The sequence below is a fragment of the Actinomadura graeca genome, assembly GCF_019175365.1.
Lineage (GTDB): Bacteria > Actinomycetota > Actinomycetes > Streptosporangiales > Streptosporangiaceae > Spirillospora > Spirillospora graeca.
Window position 1 is genome coordinate 5,739,098 of record NZ_CP059572.1, and the last position, 19,465, is coordinate 5,758,562.

The 19,465-nt window shown below is 73.4% G+C and carries 15 protein-coding genes; 8 read left to right on the forward strand and 7 right to left on the reverse strand.

Annotated features, from left to right (window positions below; genetic code table 11):
- Nucleotides 1–72: 72 nt before the first annotated feature.
- From AGRA3207_RS25605 to AGRA3207_RS25630, 6 genes are all read right to left on the reverse strand, one after another.
- Nucleotides 73–1,896, reverse strand: a complete 1,824-nt coding sequence (locus tag AGRA3207_RS25605) for a dipeptide ABC transporter ATP-binding protein (RefSeq protein WP_231329557.1) — start codon at nucleotides 1,894–1,896, stop codon at nucleotides 73–75.
- Nucleotides 1,874–2,767 (reverse strand): ABC transporter permease, encoded by an 894-nt coding sequence (locus AGRA3207_RS25610; RefSeq protein ID WP_231329558.1) that lies wholly within the window; start codon nucleotides 2,765–2,767, stop codon nucleotides 1,874–1,876. Before AGRA3207_RS25610 ends, AGRA3207_RS25605 begins: the two co-directional genes overlap by 23 nt.
- Entirely contained in the window at nucleotides 2,758–3,984 is a 1,227-nt protein-coding gene (locus AGRA3207_RS25615) for an amidohydrolase family protein (RefSeq protein ID WP_231329559.1), read from the reverse strand. The genes AGRA3207_RS25610 and AGRA3207_RS25615 overlap by 10 nt, the downstream gene beginning before the upstream one ends.
- Nucleotides 3,981–4,913, reverse strand: a complete 933-nt coding sequence (locus AGRA3207_RS25620; RefSeq protein ID WP_231329560.1) for an ABC transporter permease — start codon at nucleotides 4,911–4,913, stop codon at nucleotides 3,981–3,983. Before AGRA3207_RS25620 ends, AGRA3207_RS25615 begins: the two co-directional genes overlap by 4 nt.
- A complete protein-coding gene (locus AGRA3207_RS25625; RefSeq protein ID WP_231329561.1) occupies nucleotides 4,910–6,556 on the reverse strand; it encodes an ABC transporter substrate-binding protein in 1,647 nt (548 codons plus the stop codon). The genes AGRA3207_RS25620 and AGRA3207_RS25625 overlap by 4 nt, the downstream gene beginning before the upstream one ends.
- Nucleotides 6,557–6,652: 96 nt before the next feature.
- Nucleotides 6,653–7,264 carry a TetR/AcrR family transcriptional regulator gene (locus tag AGRA3207_RS25630; RefSeq protein ID WP_231329562.1) on the reverse strand — a complete coding sequence of 204 codons (612 nt, stop codon included), beginning with the start codon at nucleotides 7,262–7,264 and terminating at the stop codon, nucleotides 6,653–6,655.
- Nucleotides 7,265–7,372: 108 nt separating this feature from the next.
- On the opposite strand from AGRA3207_RS25630, the gene AGRA3207_RS25635 reads away from it, so the two are divergent.
- The 8 genes from AGRA3207_RS25635 to AGRA3207_RS25670 all read left to right on the forward strand — a co-directional run bounded on the left by AGRA3207_RS25635 (nucleotide 7,373) and on the right by AGRA3207_RS25670 (nucleotide 16,067).
- Complete coding sequence (locus tag AGRA3207_RS25635) at nucleotides 7,373–8,851, forward strand: MFS transporter (RefSeq protein ID WP_231329563.1); 1,479 nt, start codon at nucleotides 7,373–7,375, stop codon at nucleotides 8,849–8,851.
- A 22-nt stretch (nucleotides 8,852–8,873) separates the two neighbouring features.
- Nucleotides 8,874–9,920: an LLM class flavin-dependent oxidoreductase gene (locus AGRA3207_RS25640; protein WP_231329564.1), complete on the forward strand. Its 1,047-nt coding sequence runs from the start codon at nucleotides 8,874–8,876 to the stop codon at nucleotides 9,918–9,920.
- 252 nt (nucleotides 9,921–10,172) lie between these two features.
- On the forward strand, nucleotides 10,173–11,423 hold the full coding sequence (locus AGRA3207_RS25645) for a cytochrome P450 (protein WP_231329565.1): 1,251 nt from the start codon (nucleotides 10,173–10,175) through the stop codon (nucleotides 11,421–11,423).
- Nucleotides 11,420–11,653, forward strand: coding sequence for a ferredoxin (locus tag AGRA3207_RS25650; protein WP_231329566.1), 234 nt, complete (start codon nucleotides 11,420–11,422; stop codon nucleotides 11,651–11,653). The genes AGRA3207_RS25645 and AGRA3207_RS25650 overlap by 4 nt, the downstream gene beginning before the upstream one ends.
- Before the next feature lie 3 nt (nucleotides 11,654–11,656).
- A complete protein-coding gene (locus AGRA3207_RS25655; protein ID WP_231329567.1) occupies nucleotides 11,657–12,133 on the forward strand; it encodes a nuclear transport factor 2 family protein in 477 nt (158 codons plus the stop codon).
- A complete protein-coding gene (locus AGRA3207_RS25660; protein ID WP_231329568.1) occupies nucleotides 12,130–12,951 on the forward strand; it encodes an SDR family NAD(P)-dependent oxidoreductase in 822 nt (273 codons plus the stop codon). Before AGRA3207_RS25655 ends, AGRA3207_RS25660 begins: the two co-directional genes overlap by 4 nt.
- Before the next feature lie 63 nt (nucleotides 12,952–13,014).
- A complete protein-coding gene (locus AGRA3207_RS39910; RefSeq protein WP_273699939.1) occupies nucleotides 13,015–14,508 on the forward strand; it encodes an FAD-dependent monooxygenase in 1,494 nt (497 codons plus the stop codon).
- Nucleotides 14,505–16,067 (forward strand): FAD-dependent monooxygenase, encoded by a 1,563-nt coding sequence (locus AGRA3207_RS25670; protein ID WP_231329569.1) that lies wholly within the window; start codon nucleotides 14,505–14,507, stop codon nucleotides 16,065–16,067. The genes AGRA3207_RS39910 and AGRA3207_RS25670 overlap by 4 nt, the downstream gene beginning before the upstream one ends.
- Nucleotides 16,068–16,181: 114 nt before the next feature.
- Here the strand turns inward: AGRA3207_RS25670 and AGRA3207_RS25675 are convergent, their stop codons facing one another.
- Nucleotides 16,182–19,442, reverse strand: coding sequence for a type I polyketide synthase (locus AGRA3207_RS25675; RefSeq protein ID WP_231329570.1), 3,261 nt, complete (start codon nucleotides 19,440–19,442; stop codon nucleotides 16,182–16,184).
- Between the last annotated feature and the right edge of the window lie 23 nt (nucleotides 19,443–19,465).

The following is a 19,465-nucleotide window of genomic DNA, read 5'->3' on the forward strand; positions in this document are numbered from 1 at the left end:
CGCGTGCCGTCGCCGATGCCGATGCTTGCCGGTGCCGGTGGTCTCCCGGAGCTTGCCGGGAGACCACCGGCGTCAGTGTGTCGGGGTGCTGTCCGTGCGGGCCACGGGCTGGGGGACGGCGGCCAGCAGGGACCGTGTGTAGGGGTGCCGCGGGTTCTGGAAGACCTCCTCGACCGGCCCCGTCTCCACCACCTCGGCCTCGCGCATCACGATCACCCGGTCGCTGATGTGGTGGATCACGCCGAGGTCGTGCGAGATGAACAGCAGCGCGACGTCCAGCTCGTCCCGCAGGTCGACGAACAGGTCGAGGATCTGCGCCTGCACCGACACGTCGAGGGCCGAGACCGGCTCGTCGCACACGATGACGTCCGGCTCGGGCGCCAGGGCGCGGGCGATGGCCACCCGCTGGCGCTGCCCGCCGGACAGCTCGCGGGGGTGGCGGGTGAGCAGCCCCGGATCGAGGCCGACCCGGCGGAGCAGCCCGGCGATCTGGTCGCGGTGCCGCCGCACGGCGCGCCGGCCGGGCGAGCCGAGCGCCTCCCCGACGACGCGCTCGACGGTGTACCGGGGGTCGAAGGAGGCCAGCGGGTCCTGGTGGACGAGCTGGATCCGCCCGCGCCGCGGCCGCCGGGACGACTCGGGCACCCGCGACCAGGGTTCCCCGAGGAAGCCCACGGTGCCCTCCTCGGGTTCCAGCAGCCCCATGACCAGGGCGGCGAGCGTGCTCTTGCCCGACCCCGACTCGCCCACGACGCCGAGCGTCTCCCCGGCGTGCAGGGTGAGCGAGACGTCCCGCACGGCGGGGCGGTGCTTGCGGTCCGGGCCGCGGAACCCCTTGGCGAGGCCGCTGACCTCGATCACCGCCTCGTCGCGGGGCTTGCGGGCGGTGCCGGCCACGTCCAGCGCCGGGGACGGCTCCTCCTCGCCGGTCCGCCAGCACAGGGCGCCGTGGGCGGGCCCGGTGGACACCAGGGGAGGGGCGTGCTCGCGGCAGCGTGCCTCCGCGAGCGGGCACCGGGGCGCGTACCGGCAGGCGGCCGCGGCGTCCGCCGGGTCGCGGGCGGGCTCCGGCGGGGCGAGCCGCGCACCCCGGGGGCGGACGCCGGGAACCGCGGCGAGCAGCCGCCGCGTGTACGGGTGGGACGGCGACCCCAGCACGTCCTCGGCCGGTCCCTGCTCGACGAACTCGCCCTGGTACATGACCGCGATCCGGTCGGCGAGCCTGGCCACGACCGACAGGTCGTGGCTGATCAGCAGGACGGCGGTCCCCGCCGTCCGCATCGCGGTCAGCAGGTCGAGGATCTGGGCCTGGACGGTCACGTCCAGCGCCGTCGTCGGCTCGTCGGCGATGAGGACGGCGGGGTCGGCGGCGACGGCCGAGGCGATGAGGGCGCGCTGCCGCAGGCCGCCCGACAGCTGGTGCGGGTACTGCCGGGCGCGCAGCGCCGGCTCGGGGACGTGGACGCGCTCCAGGAGCGAGACCACCCGGTCCCCGCGGTCCCGCCGGGGGACGGTGCGGTGGTTGCGGAGCGTCTCGCCGATCTCCGCCTCGACGGTCCGCAGCGGGTCGAGCGACGACAGCGCGTCCTGCAGGACCATGCCGATCCGGCGTCCGCGCAGCTCCCGCCAGCGGCGGTCCCCGGCGCGGGTCAGGTCCTCGCCTTCCAGTTCCAGCCGCTTCGCGGTGACCGTGGACTGCGGCCCGGCCAGCCCGAGCAGCGCGCGCGCCGTCACGCTCTTGCCGGAGCCCGACTCGCCGACGATGGCCAGGCATTCCCCGGGCCGCAGCGTGAACCCCACCCCGCGGACGGCGTCCACGCGGTCCCGTCCGGAGCCGAAGGCGACACTGAGGCCCTCGACGGTGAGCAGGGCGTCAGCGTCCTGATCGCTCCACACTGGGGAGCCTCCCTTCGAACCGCCGCTGCAGCCACCTGCCGACGACGTTGACGGCGAGGACGGTCGCGGTCACCGCCAGCCCCGGGAACACCGCGAGGGACCAGGCGGTCCCCAGGAAGTCGCGCCCCTCCGACAGCATTGCGCCCCATTCGGGCGTCGGCGGCTTCGGCCCGAGGCCGAGGAAGCTCAGCGAGGAGCCGGCGATGACCGCCGTCCCCACGTTGATCATCGCCAGCACGAGCAGCGGCGGAAGGGCGTTGGGGAGCACGTGCCTGCCGAGGATGTCCGTCCGCCGCCGGCCCAGCGTGACCGCGGTGCGGACGTAGTCGGAGTTCCGCACGACCAGCGCCTGCCCGCGGGCCAGCCGGACGAAGCCGGGGACCAGGGAGGCGCCGATCGCCAGCGTGGCGTTCAGCGTCCCCGTTCCGAGGACCGCGACGATGAGCAGCGAGAGCAGCAGGCCGGGGAAGGCCAGGAACACGTCCGACACGCGCATGATCAGCTCGTCGAGCACCCGGCCGCCGGTCGCGGCCAGCACCCCGAGGAGCGAACCGGCGAGCACCGCGATGGTGGTGGCGCCGAGGCCGATCGTCAGCGACGGCCGCGCGCCGTGGACCACGCGGCTGTAGACGTCCCGGCCGAGCTGGTCGGTGCCGAAGGGGTGGCCGAGGCTCGGCGGGGCGAGCGCGTCGACCGGGTCCCCCTGGTCGGGCGCGTGCGTGGCGAGCAGGTCCGGCCAGACCACGGCGACCGCGATGAGCGCGAGCACCGCGGCGGCGGCCCACACCCCCGGCGGCGGAGTCCCCGCCCGCCGCCGGCGGCGCGGCAGGACCGCCGGCCACGTCGCGCGGGGGAGCGTGGTCATTCCCATGGCAGGCTTTCCCCGGCCCGCGGGACGTGGAACCGGCCGCGGGCGACGACCAGCCGCGGGTGCCGCAGCACCGACAGGTCCGCGCGGGGGTCGCCGTCGACGACGATGAGGTCGGCGTCCAGCCCGGGGCGCAGGCGTCCCGTCCGGCCGCCGAGGTCCAGGGCGTCGGCCGCGACCGAGGTGGCCATCGCGATGACCGCGTCGGCGGGCAGCCCGGCGCGTCCCAGCCAGCGCAGTCCCTCGGCGTACTGCTCGACCCCCACGCCGGTCACGCCGGCGTCGGTCCCGGCGATCAGCCGGACGCCCTGCTCATGCTGGTCGCGGCGGATCTCCAGCCAGGGACGCAGGACGTCGGCGCCGAACCGGGTCTCCAGTGCCCCCATGCCCCCGTGGAACGTCGGGCAGACGTAGACGCCCTTTTCCGCGATGGTCCGGATCAGCTTCTCGTCGGCGTCGGGGCCCGCCGGCGGGCCCGCCTCGGTCAGGAACGTGCAGTGCTCCAGCGTGTGCGCGCCCGCCGCCACCGCGACCTCGACGCCCTCCCTGGTGTGCACGTGCGCCGCCACCCGCAGGCCGAAGCGGCGCGCCTCCTCGACGGCCGCGGCCACCTCCTCGGTGCCGTACTGGAGCTCCCAGCTCGACGGGCCCTCGGGGGTGAGGTGCCCGCCCGTCACCATCACCTTGATGACGTCCACACCGTCCTCGGCCTGCCGCCGCACCAGGGCGCGCACCTGCTCCACGCCGTCGGCCTGCCCGCCGAGGAACGAGCAGTGCCCGCCGGTCACGGTGATCGGCGCGCCTGCGGTGAGGATGCGGGGGCCGGGGACCGTCCCCGCGGCGACCGCGTCGCGCAGCCGCGCCGCGAGGCCGTTGCGGTCGCCGAGGTCGCGCACCGTGGTGACGCCCACGTCCAGCAGCCGCCGCGCCCGCGCGGCCATGTCCAGCACGAGGGCGGGGTCCCCGGTGGCCGCCAGCGTGGCCACCGGGTCCTCGCCGCCGTCGAACACCAGGTGGACGTGGACGTCGATCAGGCCGGGCAGGATCCGGGCCTCCGGGAAGGAGACCCGGGGCGTCCCGGCCGCCGCGCGGCCGATGACGTCGGCGGCGGGTCCCACGTCCTCGATGAGGCCGTCGCGGACCAGGACCGCCCCGTCCGGGATCACCTCCCCGGGGACGCCGGTCAGCATTTCCGCCGCGGTCAGGATCCGTTCCGTCACGGGGCCGACTCCCTCAGCCTCGGGTCGACGATCCGGTAGAGGCCGTCGACTGCCATGTTGATCAGTGAGAACGCCAGCGCCGACACCAGGATCACCCCGGTGACCACCGGCAGGTCCCGGCCGGCGATGGCCGCCGCCATGACCCTCCCGATGCCCTGGCGGCTGAAGATGGTCTCGATCACCACCGCGCCGCTGAGCAGCGCGCCCACGCTCCAGCCCGAAATGGTGATCATGGGGATGAGGGCGTGCCGCAGCGCGTGCCTGAGGCGCACCGAGGTCTCGCCGCCGCCGCGGGTGCGGGCGGTGAGCGCGAACGGCTCGTCGAGGGCGCGTTCCATCCCCTCGCGCATCACCTGCGCGTAGACGCCCACCAGGCCGAGCGCGAGGGTGACCGCGGGCAGGACGAGCGCCCCCGGCCCCGATCCCCCCGCGACGGGGAAGAGGTGCCAGCGGAAGGCGAAGAAGGTGAGCAGCAGCACCCCGACCCAGAACCCGGGGGTGGAGATGGCGATCAGCTCCAGCCCGACCGAGAGGCGCCGCAGCGCCGGCCGTCTCCCGGCGGTCGCCACGGCGAGCGCCGTCGCCACCGCGAACGCCACCGCGAAGCCGGTGAGGGCGAGCGCCGCCGAGGACCACGCCTGATCGCCGATCAGCTCCCCGACCGGTTCCCTGAGCTGGTACGAACGGCCGAGGTCGCCCTTCGCCAGGCGGCCGATGAACAGCCCGTACTGGACGGGCACGGGCCGGTCGAAGCCCAGTTCGCGGCGCACCTGCTCGACCTGTTCCGGGCTCGGGGTGGTGGAGCCCAGGATGACGCGCGCCGGATCGCCGGGGGTGAGCTGGAGCCCGGCGAAGGCGACCGTCGCCGCGCCCAGCATGACCACGACCGTGAGCAGCAGCCGGCGGACCAGCCACCGCGCGACGGTCACGATCCCCCCTTCTGCGCGTCGTAGAACACCGGGTAGCCGTTGGCGTCGAAGGCGACGCCCTTGACCTGCGAGGACGTGCCGACCAGGCGCACCGGGACGTAGGTCGGGATGGCCAGCCCCCGGCGCAGGACGCGGTCCTGGATCTTGGCGTAGTGCCCGGCGCGGGCGGCGGGATCGACGGTGGCGGTCGCGGCGCGCAGCCAGCCGTCCAGCTCGGGGTCGTTGAGGCGGAAGAAGTTCCCGCCGCCCTTGGTGGGAGGCCACGCCGCCGCGAAGAAGTACCGCAGGATGTCGGGTTCGGCCCGGACGAAGCCCGTCGAGTACAGGTCCATGGTGCTGCCGGTGAGGATGTCCTTGGCCAGCGCGCCGCCGTCCTCGCTGACCAGGTCGATGTGGATGCCGGCCTTCTTGGCCTGCGCCTGGATGCCCTGGGCCAGGACGTCGCGCCGGTCCCGCATGAGCTTGGCCAGGTAGGGCCAGCGCAGGGTCAGGCGGCGCCCGTCCTTGGTGCGGTAGCCCTCCGAGTCACGCCCCGTCCAGCCCGCCTGGTCGAGCAGCTTGGCGCTCAGCGCCGGGTCGTACGGCCAGGTCCGCTCGGTCGCGCGGGAGTACCCCACCGTCGCGGGGCTGAGCAGGCTCCAGGCGCGCGCGTACTGGCCGAAGTAGATCGACTTGACCAGCTGGTCGAGGTCGAGGGAGCGCAGCAGCGCGACGCGGACCCGCTCGTCCGTCAGGGGGCCGTGCGTGGTGTTGGGGAAGATGGCGAAGACGGCGCCGGGCAGGTTGGCGCGCAGCAGCCGCAGCCGGTCCGACCCCTCGACGCTCTTGACGGACATCGCCGGCACGTCGTCGATGACGTCGGCCTGCCCGCTGGTGAGCGCGCCGAGGCGGACGGCGTTCTCGGGGATGAACGCGATCGACAGCTTGGCGAGGCGCGCGGGCCCGGTGTGCGCCGCGGTGGGCGGCCCCCAGGAGTATCCGGGATTCCTGGTCAGCGTGAGGTTCTTGTTGCGCGTCCAGGATCCGAACCGGAAGGGGCCCGAGCCGATGGGCCGCAGGCACAGCCCCGCGGGGTTCTCGCGTATCGCCTTGGGCGATTGGACGCCGAGGTAGGCGGTGCTCACCGCCTGGAGGAACGAGGCGTCCGGCTCGGACAGCCGGACCTCGACGGTGTCCGCGTCGAGGGCCTTCGCCTCCGCGTACGACCGGAGCAGGCTCGCGGCGTACCGCGATTTGGTCTTCGGGTCGACCGCGTGGTCGAGGGTCGCCTTCACCGCCGCGGCGTCCAGGGGCGTCCCATCGTGGAACGTGACCCCCGGCCTGAGGTCGAAGGTGTAGGTCTTCGCGTCCTTGGAGATCGTCCAGCGCTGGGCCAGCCAGGGGTGGAACTTGCCGTCCGGCGTCAGGGCGACCAGGGAGTCGAAGACGCCCCGGACGATGACGGCGGTGACGTCGAGGCCGCTCATCTGCGGGTCGAGGCAGTCCGGCTCGATGCTGGCGGCGAAGGTCAGGCCGCCGTCCTGTGCGGCCGGGTCGTCGCCGTCGCCGCACGCGGCGGCGGTTCCGAGAAGCAGGGGGACGGCCGCGCACACACCGGCCCAGCGGTGGCGTTGCGTGGACCGTCGAGTCCGGGGGTGGGGCATCTCGTCTCCTTGGAGGAACGTGGAGGCGCTTCGGCGCCGTGACCGGCGGGTTCCGCGATCCATGCCGCACTCTCCAGGGGCGATCTAAAGATCACCTTAATGTGGCGGCCCGGTTACGGAAGTGGCGGCGGATCCGGGGATCACCCCGCGGACCGCCAGGTCGAGGAGCCGTCCGCTCACCACGGGCTCGCCCTCGGTGGCCATGGCTATCGCGCCGGCGAGCCGCAGCACGTCCAGGAACGCGGTCCCGGGCGGGACGGACCCGGCCTCCTGGGCGCGGGCGAACAGGGTCGCCCCGGACGAGCGCATCGCGTGGCAGGCGTGGAACAGCTCCGACCGCTCGTCGCGCAGCGTGACCATCACCGAGGCCGCCATGCCGCGGAAGGGCGTGACCTGCGCGATGAACGCCTCCAGCCAGGCGACCAGCGCGGCGCCGGGGGACGGGTCGTCCAGCAGCTCGTCCGCGCGCTGGCCGAGCTGGACGTAGCCATCGGTGAGCAGTGTCTCCAGCAGGTCCTGGCGGGTGGGGAAGTGGCGGTAGAGGGTCCCGATGCCCACTCCGGCGCGTTCGGCGACCGATTCGAGGGACGCCTCGGCGCCGTGCGCGGCGAAGATCTCGCGGGCCGCGGCGAGCAGGTTCTCGCGGTTGCGGCGCACGTCGGCGCGGAGCGGGCGGGCCGGCGGGGCGGTCGTCTCCTGGGGTTCCATCCGTCTCCAGCTTCTCTCGTTGCAAATCGGAGGCGACCTCCGTATTGTTCGGAGGGTACCTCCGTATGGAGGCTCCCTCCGATTGTAACCGGAGACCTTGGAGGAAGGATGTCCGTCTCACCGTCGCCGCCCAGCGTGACGACACGGCCCCCGGGCGCGGCCCGCCGCGGGGACCGGCCCGGGATCGCCCTCGCGGTCATCGTGGCCTGCCAGCTGATGATCGTCCTGGACGGCACGATCGTGAACATCGCCCTGCCCGAGATCCAGCGGGGGCTCGACTTCTCCGAGACCGGCAAGGCGTGGATCATCACCGGCTACACGCTGACGTTCGGCGGCCTGCTCCTGCTGGGCGGGCGGATCGGCGACGTCCTCGGCCGGCGCCGCGTGTTCGTCGCCGGCGTCGCGGTGTTCACGATCGCCTCGCTGCTCGGCGGCCTCGCCACGACCGGTGAGCTGCTGCTGGCGGCCCGGGTCGGCCAGGGCGCCGGCGCCGCGCTGGCCGGGCCGAGCACCCTCGCGCTCATCGTGACCAACTTCAGGGGGGAGGCCGAGCGCAACAAGGCGATGGGCATCTACTCCGCCATCGCCGGCTCCGGCCTGGTCATCGGCCTGATCCTCGGGGGCGCGCTGACCTCCGGCGGCTCCTGGCGCTGGGTCATGTTCATCAACGTGCCGATCGGCCTGGCGATCGTGCTGCTCGCGCCGCTGTTCGTCAACGAGCCGCCGCGGCACACCGGGCGCTTCGACGTGGCCGGGGCGCTCACCTCGACCGTGGGCATGGTCGCGCTGGTCTACGGGTTCACGCGCGTCGCGGAGAAGGACTGGGGCGACGCCACCGCCCTCGGGTCCTTCGCCGTCGCCGTCGCCGCCCTCGTGCTGTTCCTGATCGTCGAGGCCCGCGCGAAGCAGCCCGTCATGCCCTACCGCCTGCTGCGCGACCGCAACCGGGCCGCCGCGTACCTCAACATGCTGCTGCTCCCCGCGACGCTGATGGGGCTGTTCTTCTTCGTCACCCAGCTGCTCCAGAACGTCTACGGCTACAGCGCGATCAAGGCGGGACTGGCGTTCCTGCCGATGGCGGTCCTCCAGATCGTCACCGCGCGCAGCTCGCCCGCGCTGCTCCCGAAGTTCGGGCCCAAGCCGCTCATGCTGACCGGCGCGGTGGGGGTCTTCATCGGGATGGCCTGGCTCAGCCGGCTCTCCGACGGCAGCGGCTACGCGACCGGCGTGCTCGGGCCGCTGATCCTCGTCGGCGCCGGCATGGGCCTGTGCTTCATGCCGATGAGCGTCACCATCCTGTCCTCGGTGTCGCCGCAGGACTCGGGCGCGGCGTCGGGACTGCTCCAGACCATGCAGCAGGTCGGCGCCTCACTGGGCATCGCCGTGCTGGTGACGGTCTACGGCGAGGCGGTCCGGGACGAGGCCAAGCACCCGTTGGCAGGGGCGAACCCGCAGGAGCAGGCCCACCACCTGCTCACGCACGGCATCGCCACGAGCTTCCTCTGCGCGGCGGCCATCGTGGTCATCGCGTTCCTGATCCTTCTGTTCGGGTTCCGGGGCAAGGCCGCGGCGAAGAAGGACGACTGACCCACCGAAGGGAGCCACGACCTTGTCCGAACCCGCCGCCATCAAGCTGTCCGTCCTCGACGTCGCGCCCGTGTGGCGCGGATCCTCGCAGGCACAGGCACTCCGCGACACGCTCCAGCTCGCCCCCAAGGTCGAGGGCCTCGGCTACCACCGCTACTGGGTGGCCGAGCACCACAACACCCTCAGCATCGCCAGCTCGTCGCCGCCCGTGCTGGCCGCCGAGATCGCGAACGCCACGTCCACCATGCGGGTCGGGTCGGGCGGGGTGCTGCTGCCCAACCACCCGACGCTGGTCGTCGCCGAGCAGTTCGGGATGCTGGAGGTGCTGCACCCCGGACGCATCGACCTCGGCCTCGGCCGGGCGCCGGGCACCGACCCGCTCACCGCGCTCGTGCTGCGCCGTCCCACCGGGGGAGGCGGGGACTTCCGCCGTCAGATCGCCGAGCTCGAAGGCTACTTCTCCGAAAACGGCGGTGACGGCGACCCGCAGGCGCAGGTCGTCGCGGTGCCCGCCCCCGGCCACCGTCCGGACATGTGGGTGCTCGGGTCCAGTCCCGCCAGCGCCGCGCTCGCCGCGGAGCTCGGGATGCCGTACGCGTTCGCGCACCACATCGCCCCCCAGAACGCCGTGCGGTCCCTCAACCTCTACCGGGACGAGTTCCGGCCCTCCGCGCACCTGGAGCGGCCGTACGCGATCGTCGCGTCGTCGGTGATCGTGGCCGACACCGAGGAGCGGGCCCGCCGGCTCGCCGGGCCGCTCGCCGTCACCAGCCTCCAGCTGCGCACCACCGGCACGGCGGGCCCGATGCTGCCCCCGGAGGAGGCGGCGGTCTATCCCTTCACACCGCTCGAACGGCAGGTGATCGGGGAGGGCGCCGGCCGCCACCTCGTCGGGGCGCCCGAGACGGTGGGACGCGCCGTCCACGACCTGCTCGCCTCGACCCGCGCCGACGAGCTGATGGCGCTGACCACCGTCCACGATCCCGCCGACCGGCTGCGCTCGTACGAGCTGCTCACCGAGCTCGTCCCCCTCGCGGCCCCGTCACTCGCCGGAGGCGCCGAGGAGTGACCCTGGCGAGACCGGACGCACGCCCGACGCCGCGTCCGGCCTCGCGGGACCACGGACGTGGACGCCCCGGGCCGACCCCTGCGGCCCGGGGCGTCCGCATGCCCGCTCCGTGTCCGCGTCGTGTCCGCGTCGTGTCCGCGTCCGGCCCGCGGACCCCTTAGGTCGGGCATAGGTCACGCATAGGCGATGCAAAGGATCGCCTTAGCCGCGCTCGTGATGCTGGGACTCCCGTCACCTCACGAGAGGCCGACCATGACCAAGCCGGTAGGCGCGGGCGCGGCCGCGGCGCAGGCGCCCGAGACGCTGGACGAGCGGATCGAGCACTGGAGCCTGTACCAGCCGTGGCTCCAGCAGGACCCGATCTCCCACTGGAACGAGGTCCGGGACCACGCCCCGATCGTGCGCTCGGAGGAGGCCGGGGGCTTCTGGATCCTCACCCGCTACGAGGACATCGAGTGGGCGGCCAAGAACCCCGAGATCTTCTCCAGCGCCCAGGTCGGCATCCCGCACCGCACGGTGTTCCCGGCCAAGCAGATCCCGATCCAGCTCGACGGCGACGAGCACCGCAAGTGGCGGCAGACGCTCTCGGACCTGTTCAACCCCGGCGTCGTCAACCACTTCGCCCCGCAGATCCGGCAGGCGGCGGTCGACTCCATCGGCCCGATCGCCGAGAAGGGGCACTGCGAGTTCGTCTCCGAGTTCGCCACCGCGCTGCCCGCCGAGACGTTCCTGATCACCTTCGGGATCGGGCGCGAGCACCTGAAGGCCCTCCTGGACCACAAGACCTGGCTGCGCCGCGAGGGCATCCCCAACGCCCGCACCGACGAGGACATCCGGGCCGCGAACCAGCCGCTCTGGGACTTCTTCGGCGAGGCCATCGACCGGCGGCGCGCCGAGGGCGTCGAAGGACGCCGCGACGTCATCAGCGCGATGCTCCGCACCACCTACGACGGCCGCGAGCCCACCCGCGACGAGATGATCAACGCGCTGTTCGTGTCCATGCTGGCGAGCCTGGACACCACCACGGCCGCGCTCAGCCTGATCTTCCTGCACCTCGCGGCGCACCCGGAGATCCAGGAGCTGATCCCCGCGTCCCCGGACAAGGTGCCGGCCATCGCCGAGGAACTGCTGCGCCACTCGCCGGTCTCCTCCACCGGGCGGCTGGTCACGCGGGACGTCGAGCGGCACGGCGTGGTGCTGCGCAAGGGCGACCGGGTGCTGCTGTCGTGGGGCCTGTCGGGGCTCGACCCGGACGTCTTCGACCGTCCCGACGAGGTCGACTTCGACCGGACGCAGACCCGGCACCTGGCGTTCGGCGCCGGGCCGCACCGCTGCCTCGGCATGCACGTCGCCCGCCGCATCATCAGGATCGCGCTGGAGGAATGGCACGCGCGGATCCCCCGCTACGCGCTGACGCCGGGCACGACACCCGTCCACCACTACTCGCCGGCCCGCGGCGTGCTGAACCTCGACCTCACGCTGGGGGCGGGGGACCGGCCGTGAGGGTCCGCGTCGACCAGGGACGCTGCCTGGGCCACGGGCTGTGCGAGGCCCTCGCCGGCGACGTCTACGAGGTCACCGAGATGGGTTTCAACGAGATGGGCGAGTTCGAGGTGGCGGACTCGCTGCGGGCCGTGGCCCGCAAGGGGGCCTCCGCCTGTCCCGAGCGGGCCATCGCGCTCATCGGCGACGAGACCCGCCCCACGGCACGAACCGAGACGAAGGAGCACTGACCGATGACCGAATCCGCCCCTGCCGCGAACTCCGCCGTGAACCCGGCCGCCACTCCCAGGGAGGTCGTCGACCAGATCATCCAGTACATGCTGGACATCGACATGGCCGGCTTCGGGGACCTGTGGGCCGACGACGGCGACCTCGACCTGCTCTTCGCGCCGCACGGGGCCGTCCGCCACCTGCAGGGCCGCGACACCATCCGCGAGTACCTGATCAAGGGGCAGGCGGCGACGCCCCTCAAGCTGGAGAAGATCGAGTCCCTGGTCGTCCACGAGACGGCCGACCCCGAGGTCGTCGTGTTCGAGTTCGAGGGGCTCGGCTCGGTGTCCACGACGGGCGGCACCTACCGCACCACCTACATCGACGTGCTGCGCGCCCGCGACGGGCGGATCGTGAACCTGCGGCACTTCGCCGAGCCCACCGCGTGGCTCATCACCGCGTCGGAGACCGGGGCCGAGGCGGCGGGGGAGCGCCGGTGAGCGGGGCGGGCACGCCGGAGGGACGGCTGCCGGAGGGACGGCTGCTGGAGGGACGGGTCGCGCTCGTCATCGGCGGCAGCCGCGGGATCGGCGCCGGGGTCGCGCGGGCGTTCGGCCGGCACGGCGCCGCCGTCGGCGTCAACTACCTGCGCAGCGCGGACGCGGCGAAGGAGGTCGTCTCCGACATCGAGGCGGGCGGGTCCCGCGCGGTGGCCGTCGCGGGCGACGCCGCCGACGCCGGGGACGTCGCCGAGATCGTGCGGCAGACGGCCGACGCGCTCGGCGACATCGACGTCCTCGTCTGCAACGCCGTCGGCAGCACCGAGAACGCGATCGACCGGGTCCGCAAGGGCCTCACCCTCGCCCTCGACAACGCCGAGGACGTGCAGGCGCGCGTCGCGACGCAGCTCGCGACCACCCTGTTCCCGGCCCGTGAGGTGCTGCCCGGCATGCGCCGCCGGGGTGGCGGCTCCATCGTGCTGATCGGCGCGACCGCGTCCCGCGGCAGGCCGGGGCGCGGCATCGCGGAGATCTCCGTCGCCAAGGCGGCGCAGGACGCCCTCGCGCGGTCGCTGGCCGTCGAGCTCGGCCCGGACCGCGTCCGCGTCAACGTCGTGGCCCCCGGCATGGTGCCCACCGACGCCAACGCGGGCCCGCACCAGGAACCGATGATGGGCGAGATGGCCAAGGTCACCCCGCTGGGACGCGTCGCCTACGTCGACGACGTGGCGGACACGGTCGTCGCCTTCGCCTCCGGCCTGACGCGGCACGTGACGGGCGCCTACGTCGGGGTCGACGGCGGCCGCAGCATGCTCTGAGCGGCGCGGGGCGCCGTCGTCGCCGGGTCATGGCCGTGCGGATGTCCGCGGAGGGAGCGGGAGATGGAAGACAGGGTCGTCATCGCCGGCGGGGGACCGGCCGGTCTCATGCTGGCGTGCGAGCTCGGGTTGCTGGGAGTGGACGCCGTCGTCCTCGAACGGGACCCGGAGCCGGACGAGAACTCGCAGGGGATGGCCGTCCACGGGCGTTCCCTGGAGGTGTTCAAGCAGCGCGGCTTGGCCGACCGCATCCGGAAGGAGGACATCTGGGCCTGGCCCCGCACTCCGTTCGCCTTCTTCTGGCTCGACCTCGATGGCGTGGGCGAGGAGGACCACACCTACGCCTTTCCCCAGTGGCGGACGGAACGGCTCCTGGAGGACCGCGCCCGCGAGCTGGGGGTGGACATCCGCCGGGGCCACGAGCTGGTGGGCTTCGAACAGGACGCCACCGGGGTCACCGTCGAGACCCGCTCCGCCGCGGGCCCGGACCGACTCCGGGGCGCCTTCCTGGTGGGCTGCGACGGCGCGGACAGCAGGGTCCGGCGACTCGCCGGGATCGAGTTCGAGACGGCCGGCCTCGGTTACCACGGCGTCCTCGGCGACGTCGTCCTCTCGGATGGCCCGCCGCCCGAGTTCACGACCGGGCTGTTCCAGCAGGGCATGTTCGGGGCGCTGCCGCTCCAGCCCGGCGAGCTGCGGCTGATGACCATCGAGTTCGGCGCGGAGGGCCCGGGCCCCGGAACGCCCGTCACCGCGGAGGAACTGCGCGCGAGCATCCGCCGGGTGACCGGCACCGACCCCGAGGTCGAGGGTGTGCGGTGGCTGGCGCGGTTCGGCGGCACCACCCGTCACGCCCGGCGGTACAGGGAGGGACGGGTGCTGCTGGCCGGGGACGCCGCCCACGTCCTCTACATCTCCGGCACGCAGGGCCTGAACGCCGGCATCCAGGACGCGGTCAACCTCGGCTGGAAGCTGGCCGCCGAGATCCAGGGCCGGGCCCCGGACGGCCTCCTCGACACCTACCACGGGGAGCGGCACCCGGTCGGTGAGCGGATCTGCTCGCACGCGCGGGCGCAGATGGCCCTGATGCATCCGTTCGACCGGGTCACGCCGCTGCGCGGGCTCGTCGCGGAGCTGCTGGAGATCGGCGCGGTCAACCGGTTCCTGCTGGAGCTGCCGTCCGCGACGGGCTATCCCCTGCCCGTCGCGGAGGGCACCGAGGGGGAGCCGCACCCCCTGCTCGGACGGCCCGTCCCGGACGTGCCGCTGGACACCGGCGGGGGGCCCGCCGGCACCGCCGAGGCCCTGCACGCCGGCCGGGGGGTGCTGCTGGACCTGTCCGGCGGCGCCGCCGATCTCGGCGAGGCCGCCGCCTGGGCCGGGCGGGTCGACATCGTCACCGCGAAGCCCGTGCCGGAGCTGGACGCCGCGGTGCTGCTGGTGCGGCCGGACGGCCACGTGGCCTACGCCGACCGCACGGGCGGCGACGGCAAGGGCCTCCGCTGGGCCCTCGCCACCTGGTTCGGTGAACCCGCCCCCGCCGGCGCGGCCGGATGAGCCCGGACGGCCGCGCCGACGGAGGGACCGGTGACGGGGAACCGGTATCGGAGCACGACGTCGTCATCGTCGGCGGCGGCCCCACCGGCCTGCTGCTCGCCTGCGAGCTGAGCCTGGCCGGGGTCGGCGCCGTCGTCGTCGAGCGCCTCACCGAGCCCACCCGCACCTCGCGGTCACTGGTCCTCGGGCAGCGTCCGGCCGAATGCTTCGCCCAGCGGGGCCTCGACTGGTTCGCGGACAACCCGCGGGTGCGCGAGTTCAAGTTCGGGCTGCTCGACCTCACCTCGGTCGTGCCGCCCGAGACGCTGCCGATCCGCGTCCAGCAGTGGCGCATGGAGCGGCTTCTGGAGGCGCGCGCCCGCGAGCTGGGCGTGGACGTCCGCCGGGGCCACGAGACGGTCGGCCTCGACCAGGACGGCTCGGGCGCCACGGTGCGCGTGCGATCCGCGGCGGGCGAGTACCGGTTGCGCGGCTCCTGGGTCGTGGGCTGCGACGGGGCGCACAGCACGGTCCGCAAGGCGGCCGGGATCGGCTTCCCGGGGACCCCCTCGACCACGTACGCGATCACCGGGGAGATGGCCCTCGTCGACGAGCCGTTCCCGGGACGCGTCTTCATCGACCTGTTCGAGCGCGGCATCGTCTCCATCGTCCCGCTCGCGCCCCTCGAACCGGGCATGCACCGGGTCATGGCCGTCCAGTTCGAGACCGGCCCGCCCGGCCGGGACACGCCGGTGACCGCCGACGAGCAGCGCGACGCCGTCCGGCGCGTCGGCGGCATCGACCTGACGATCGGCGAGGTGCGCTGGCTGTCGCGGTTCGGCAACGCGACCCGCCTGGCCGAGACCTACCGCAAGGGCCGCGTCCTCCTGGCGGGCGACGCCGCCCACGTCCACTTCCCGTCCGGCGGGCCCGGGCTGAACACCGGCGTCCAGGACGCGGTCAACCTCGGCTGGAAGCTCGCCGCCGAGATCAACGGCTGGGCGCCGCCGGGCCTGCTCGACAGCTACCACGATGAGCGCCACCCGGTCGGCGCGCGCGTGTGCCGCAACAGCCGCGCCCAGACCGCGCTGATGCACCCGCTCGACACCGTCGGGCCGCTCCGTGAGCTGTTCGCCGAGATCATGCGGGCGGGCCAGGCCGAGGCGGGCCGGCACCTGATCGAGACCTTGAACGGGCTGGACGTCCGCTACCCTCCCGCGCCCGGCGCGCAGGACGCGCACCCGCTGATCGGACGGCGCGTCCCGCACGTCACGCTGAACACGCCCGAGGGGCCGATCCCGTTCGCGCACACCCTGCACTCCGCGCGCGGCGTGCTGCTCGACCTGTCCGGCGGCGGGCTCGACCGGGCCGGGATCGCGGGATGGCGGGACCGGGTGGATCTGGTCTCCGCGGATCCGGTCCCCGAACTCGCGGCCTCGGCCGTGCTCGTCCGCCCCGACGGCTACGCCGCCTGGGCCGGGGGCACCGGCGCCGCCGAAGACACCGGCGACGTCGCGGGGCTGCGTTCGGCGCTCGCGACCTGGTTCGGCGATCCCGTCGGCGCCACGGCCGCGATCTGACGGCCCCTGATCCGACCTCGCTGACGGGCCGGACCAGGGGCTCTGCCGTTCCAGGGCCCTGTGGTTCCGGGGCCCTGCGGTTTCAGGGCCTTGTCAGTTGAAGGCCCTCCCGGCTCAGGGGGTGGCGGGCGCCGGGTCGCCGAGAAGCTCGCGCAGCAGGTAGTGGACGAGCGCGCCGGGGGTCGGGTGCTCGAAGACCGCCACGGCGGGAAGCGTCAGCCCGGTGGCGGCGCACAGCCGGTTCCGCAGGTCCAATGCGGTGAGCGAGTTGAAGCCGCTCTCGGCGAAGGGAAGCTCGGGGTCGATCTCGGCGGCCGAGTCGTGCCCCAGCACGGCCGCCGCGTGACCGAGGACGAGGTCGGACACCACACGCTCCCGTCCCTCCTCGGACTCGCCGGATAGCCGGTTGACCAGCTGTTCGAACGCCTCCGGGTCCGGTTCGCCCTCCGGGCCGTCCTCGAACGGCAGGCCGGTGGGTGGAGCCGGACGATGGCGCCGCCACCAGTCCGACAGCGCCGGGAGCACCTCGGCCAGCGCCTTCGCCTGGTCGGGGTCGCCGGTCTGGAGCGCGTCGGCGAGCCACGCGTGGTCGCCGTCCTCGACCGCCTCCCAGAAACGGGCCTGTGCCCCGCGCGCGGGTGTCCCCGCCGCCGCGTCGATCCAGTAGCGGCGGCGCTGGAACGGGTAGGTCGGCAGGTCGACCCGTCCGGCGCCGGCGAACATGGCATCCCAGTCCACCGTCACGCCGCGGACGAAGGCGGACGCGGCGGCGTGCACGACCGCCCGCGGTCCCGGCCGGTCGCGGCGCAGCGCCGGGACGCACGCCTGGGGGGACGTGAGGACCTGCTCGGCCATCGGAGTGAGGACGGCGTCCGGGCCCACCTCGATCGCGGTGGTGACCCCCTCGGCCTCCAGTGTCGTGACGCCCTTGTGGAAGTCGACGGGTTCGCGGATGTGGCGGGTCCAGTAGTGGGGGTCGGTGAGTTGTTCGGGTTGGGCGGTGGTGCCGGTGATGTTGGAGATGAGGGGGATGGTGGGCGGGTGGTAGGTGATCTGTTGTGCGGTGTGGTGGAAGTGGTCGAGGACGGGGTCCATGTGGGGTGAGTGGAAGGCGTGGGAGACGCGCAGGTGTTTGGTGCGGTGTCCGCGTTCTTTCCAGTGCTGGGTGATGGTGGTGACGGTGGTGGTGTCGCCGGAGATGACGGTGGTGGCGGGGCTGTTGATGGCGGCGATGGCGACGTTGGGGTGTCCGTTGAGGGTGGGTGCGACCTCGTGGGCGGGGGCTTGGATGGAGGCCATGGCGCCGTCTGGGGGTGCGGTGTTCATCAGGCGTGCGCGGGTGGTGATGAGGTGGGCGGCGTCACTCAGGTTGAGGGTGCCGGTGATGTGGGCGGCGGTGAGTTCGCCGATGGAGTGGCCGATGAGCAGATCGGGGTGGATGCCCCAGTGCTGCAGGAGGCGGGTGAGGGCGAGGTGGAAGGCGAAGAGGGCGGGCTGGGTGTAGGTGGTCTGGTTGAGCAGGGTGGGGTCGTCGTCGAACATCACCTGCTTGATGGGGTGGTCGAGGTGGGTGTCGAGGTGTCGGGCGGTTTCGTCCAGGGCTTGGGCGAAGACGGGATAGGCGGTGTAGAGGTCACGGCCCATACCGGGACGCTGGCTGCCCTGACCAGAGAACAGGAACGCCGTCCGGCCCGGCCGTGCGACTCCTCGGACCAGGTCGGGCGAGGTCTCACCGCGGATCAGGGCTTCCAGGCCGCGTAGCAGGTCGTCGCGGTCCGCACCCAGCACGACGGCGCGACGCTCGAACGCGGTGCGGGTCGTGGCCAGGGAGTAGGCGATATCTTCCGCGCGCGCCTTCGGATGCGCGGTGACGAGGGCATGGAGCCGCTCGGCCTGCGCCCGGAGCGCTTGTTCCGAGCGCCCGGACAACACCCACGGCAGCACGGCGGGGGCGGCGCTCCCGGCGGTCTCGTCCGGCACGGGTTCGGCGGCGGGTGCCTGTTCGAGGATGACGTGGGCGTTGGTGCCGCTGATCCCGAAGGACGACACGGCGGCGCGGCGAGGACGGTCGTCGCCGGGCCAGTCGACGGGTTCCTTCAGCAGCCGGACGTTGCCGGAGTCCCAGTCCACGTGCGGTGTCGGTTCGTCGGCGTGGAGGGTGCGGGGGAGGGTGCCGTGGCGCATGGCCAGGACCATTTTGATGATTCCGGCGATGCCTGCGGCGGCTTGGGTGTGGCCGATGTTGGATTTGATGGATCCGAGCCACAGCGGGTGGTCTTCGGGTCGGTCGTGCCCGTAGGTGGTGAGGAGTGCTTGGGCTTCGATGGGGTCGCCGAGGGTGGTGCCGGTTCCGTGGGCTTCGACGGCGTCGATGTCGTGGGGTGTGAGGCGTGCGTTGGCCAGTGCCTGCTGGATGACGCGTTGCTGGGAGGGTCCGTTGGGGGCGGTGAGCCCGTTGCTGGCGCCGTCCTGGTTGACGGCCGAGCCGCGGATGACGGCCAGGACGGGGTGGCGGTTGCGTTGTGCGTCGGAGAGTCGTTCCAGTAGCACGAGTCCGGCGCCTTCGCCGAAGCCGGTGCCGTCGGCGTCGGCGGAGAAGGACCGGCAGCGCCCGTCGGGTGACAGCCCGCGCTGACGGCTGAACTCCACGAACAGACCTGACGTCGCCATCACCGTGACGCCGCCCGCCAGCGCCAGCGCGCACTCGCCGTTGCGGAGCGCCTGCACGGCCAGATGGACGGCCACCAGCGACGACGAGCAGGCGGTGTCCACCGTCACGGCGGGACCCTCAAGGCCGAGGGTGAAGGCCACCCGGCCCGAGGCGACGCTGCCCGCGCTGCCGTTGCCGAGAAGACCTTCCAGTCCTTCCGGTGGCGTGTGCAGCCGGTGCGCGTAGTCGCCGTACATCAGCCCGGCGAACACGCCGGTCGAGCTGCCGCGCAGGGACGCCGGGTCGATCCCGGCACGCTCGACGGCCTCCCACGCCGTCTCCAGCAGCAGCCGCTGCTGCGGATCGGTCGCCAGGGCCTCACGCGGGCTCATGCCGAAGAAACCCGCGTCGAAGTCCAGGGCCCCGTCGAGGAAGGCGCCGTGCCGCGTGGACGACTTCCCGGTCGCGTCAGGGTCGGGGTCGTACAGGTCCTCGACGTCCCAGCCGCGGTCCTCGGGGAAGCCCCCGATGGCGTCACGGCCTTCGGCGACCAGGTCCCACAGTCTCTCCGGCGTGTCCGCGCCGCCCGGGTAGCGGCAGCTCAACGACACGACGGCGATCGGCTCGCGGCTCCCGGCCTTGGCCTCGTCCAGCTGCCTGCGGGTCTTCCGCAGATCGGCCGTGACCCACTTGAGGTAGTCCAGGAGCTTCTTCTCGTCAGCCATGGGCGCTGTTCCTCCGGTGGTCG

What these genes read in the sequence shown, in the direction of transcription:
- AGRA3207_RS25630 (WP_231329562.1), bottom strand. Translation starts at nt 7,264, where the DNA reads ATGGAACCCCAGGAGACGACCGCCCCGCCGGCCCGCCCGCTCCGCGCC.
- AGRA3207_RS25645 (WP_231329565.1), top strand. Translation starts at nt 10,173, where the DNA reads ATGACCAAGCCGGTAGGCGCGGGCGCGGCCGCGGCGCAGGCGCCCGAG.
- AGRA3207_RS25610 (WP_231329558.1), bottom strand. Translation starts at nt 2,767, where the DNA reads ATGGGAATGACCACGCTCCCCCGCGCGACGTGGCCGGCGGTCCTGCCG.
- AGRA3207_RS25635 (WP_231329563.1), top strand. Translation starts at nt 7,373, where the DNA reads ATGTCCGTCTCACCGTCGCCGCCCAGCGTGACGACACGGCCCCCGGGC.
- AGRA3207_RS25655 (WP_231329567.1), top strand. Translation starts at nt 11,657, where the DNA reads ATGACCGAATCCGCCCCTGCCGCGAACTCCGCCGTGAACCCGGCCGCC.
- AGRA3207_RS39910 (WP_273699939.1), top strand. Translation starts at nt 13,015, where the DNA reads ATGGAAGACAGGGTCGTCATCGCCGGCGGGGGACCGGCCGGTCTCATG.
- AGRA3207_RS25670 (WP_231329569.1), top strand. Translation starts at nt 14,505, where the DNA reads ATGAGCCCGGACGGCCGCGCCGACGGAGGGACCGGTGACGGGGAACCG.
- AGRA3207_RS25625 (WP_231329561.1), bottom strand. Translation starts at nt 6,556, where the DNA reads ATGCCCCACCCCCGGACTCGACGGTCCACGCAACGCCACCGCTGGGCC.
- AGRA3207_RS25675 (WP_231329570.1), bottom strand. Translation starts at nt 19,442, where the DNA reads ATGGCTGACGAGAAGAAGCTCCTGGACTACCTCAAGTGGGTCACGGCC.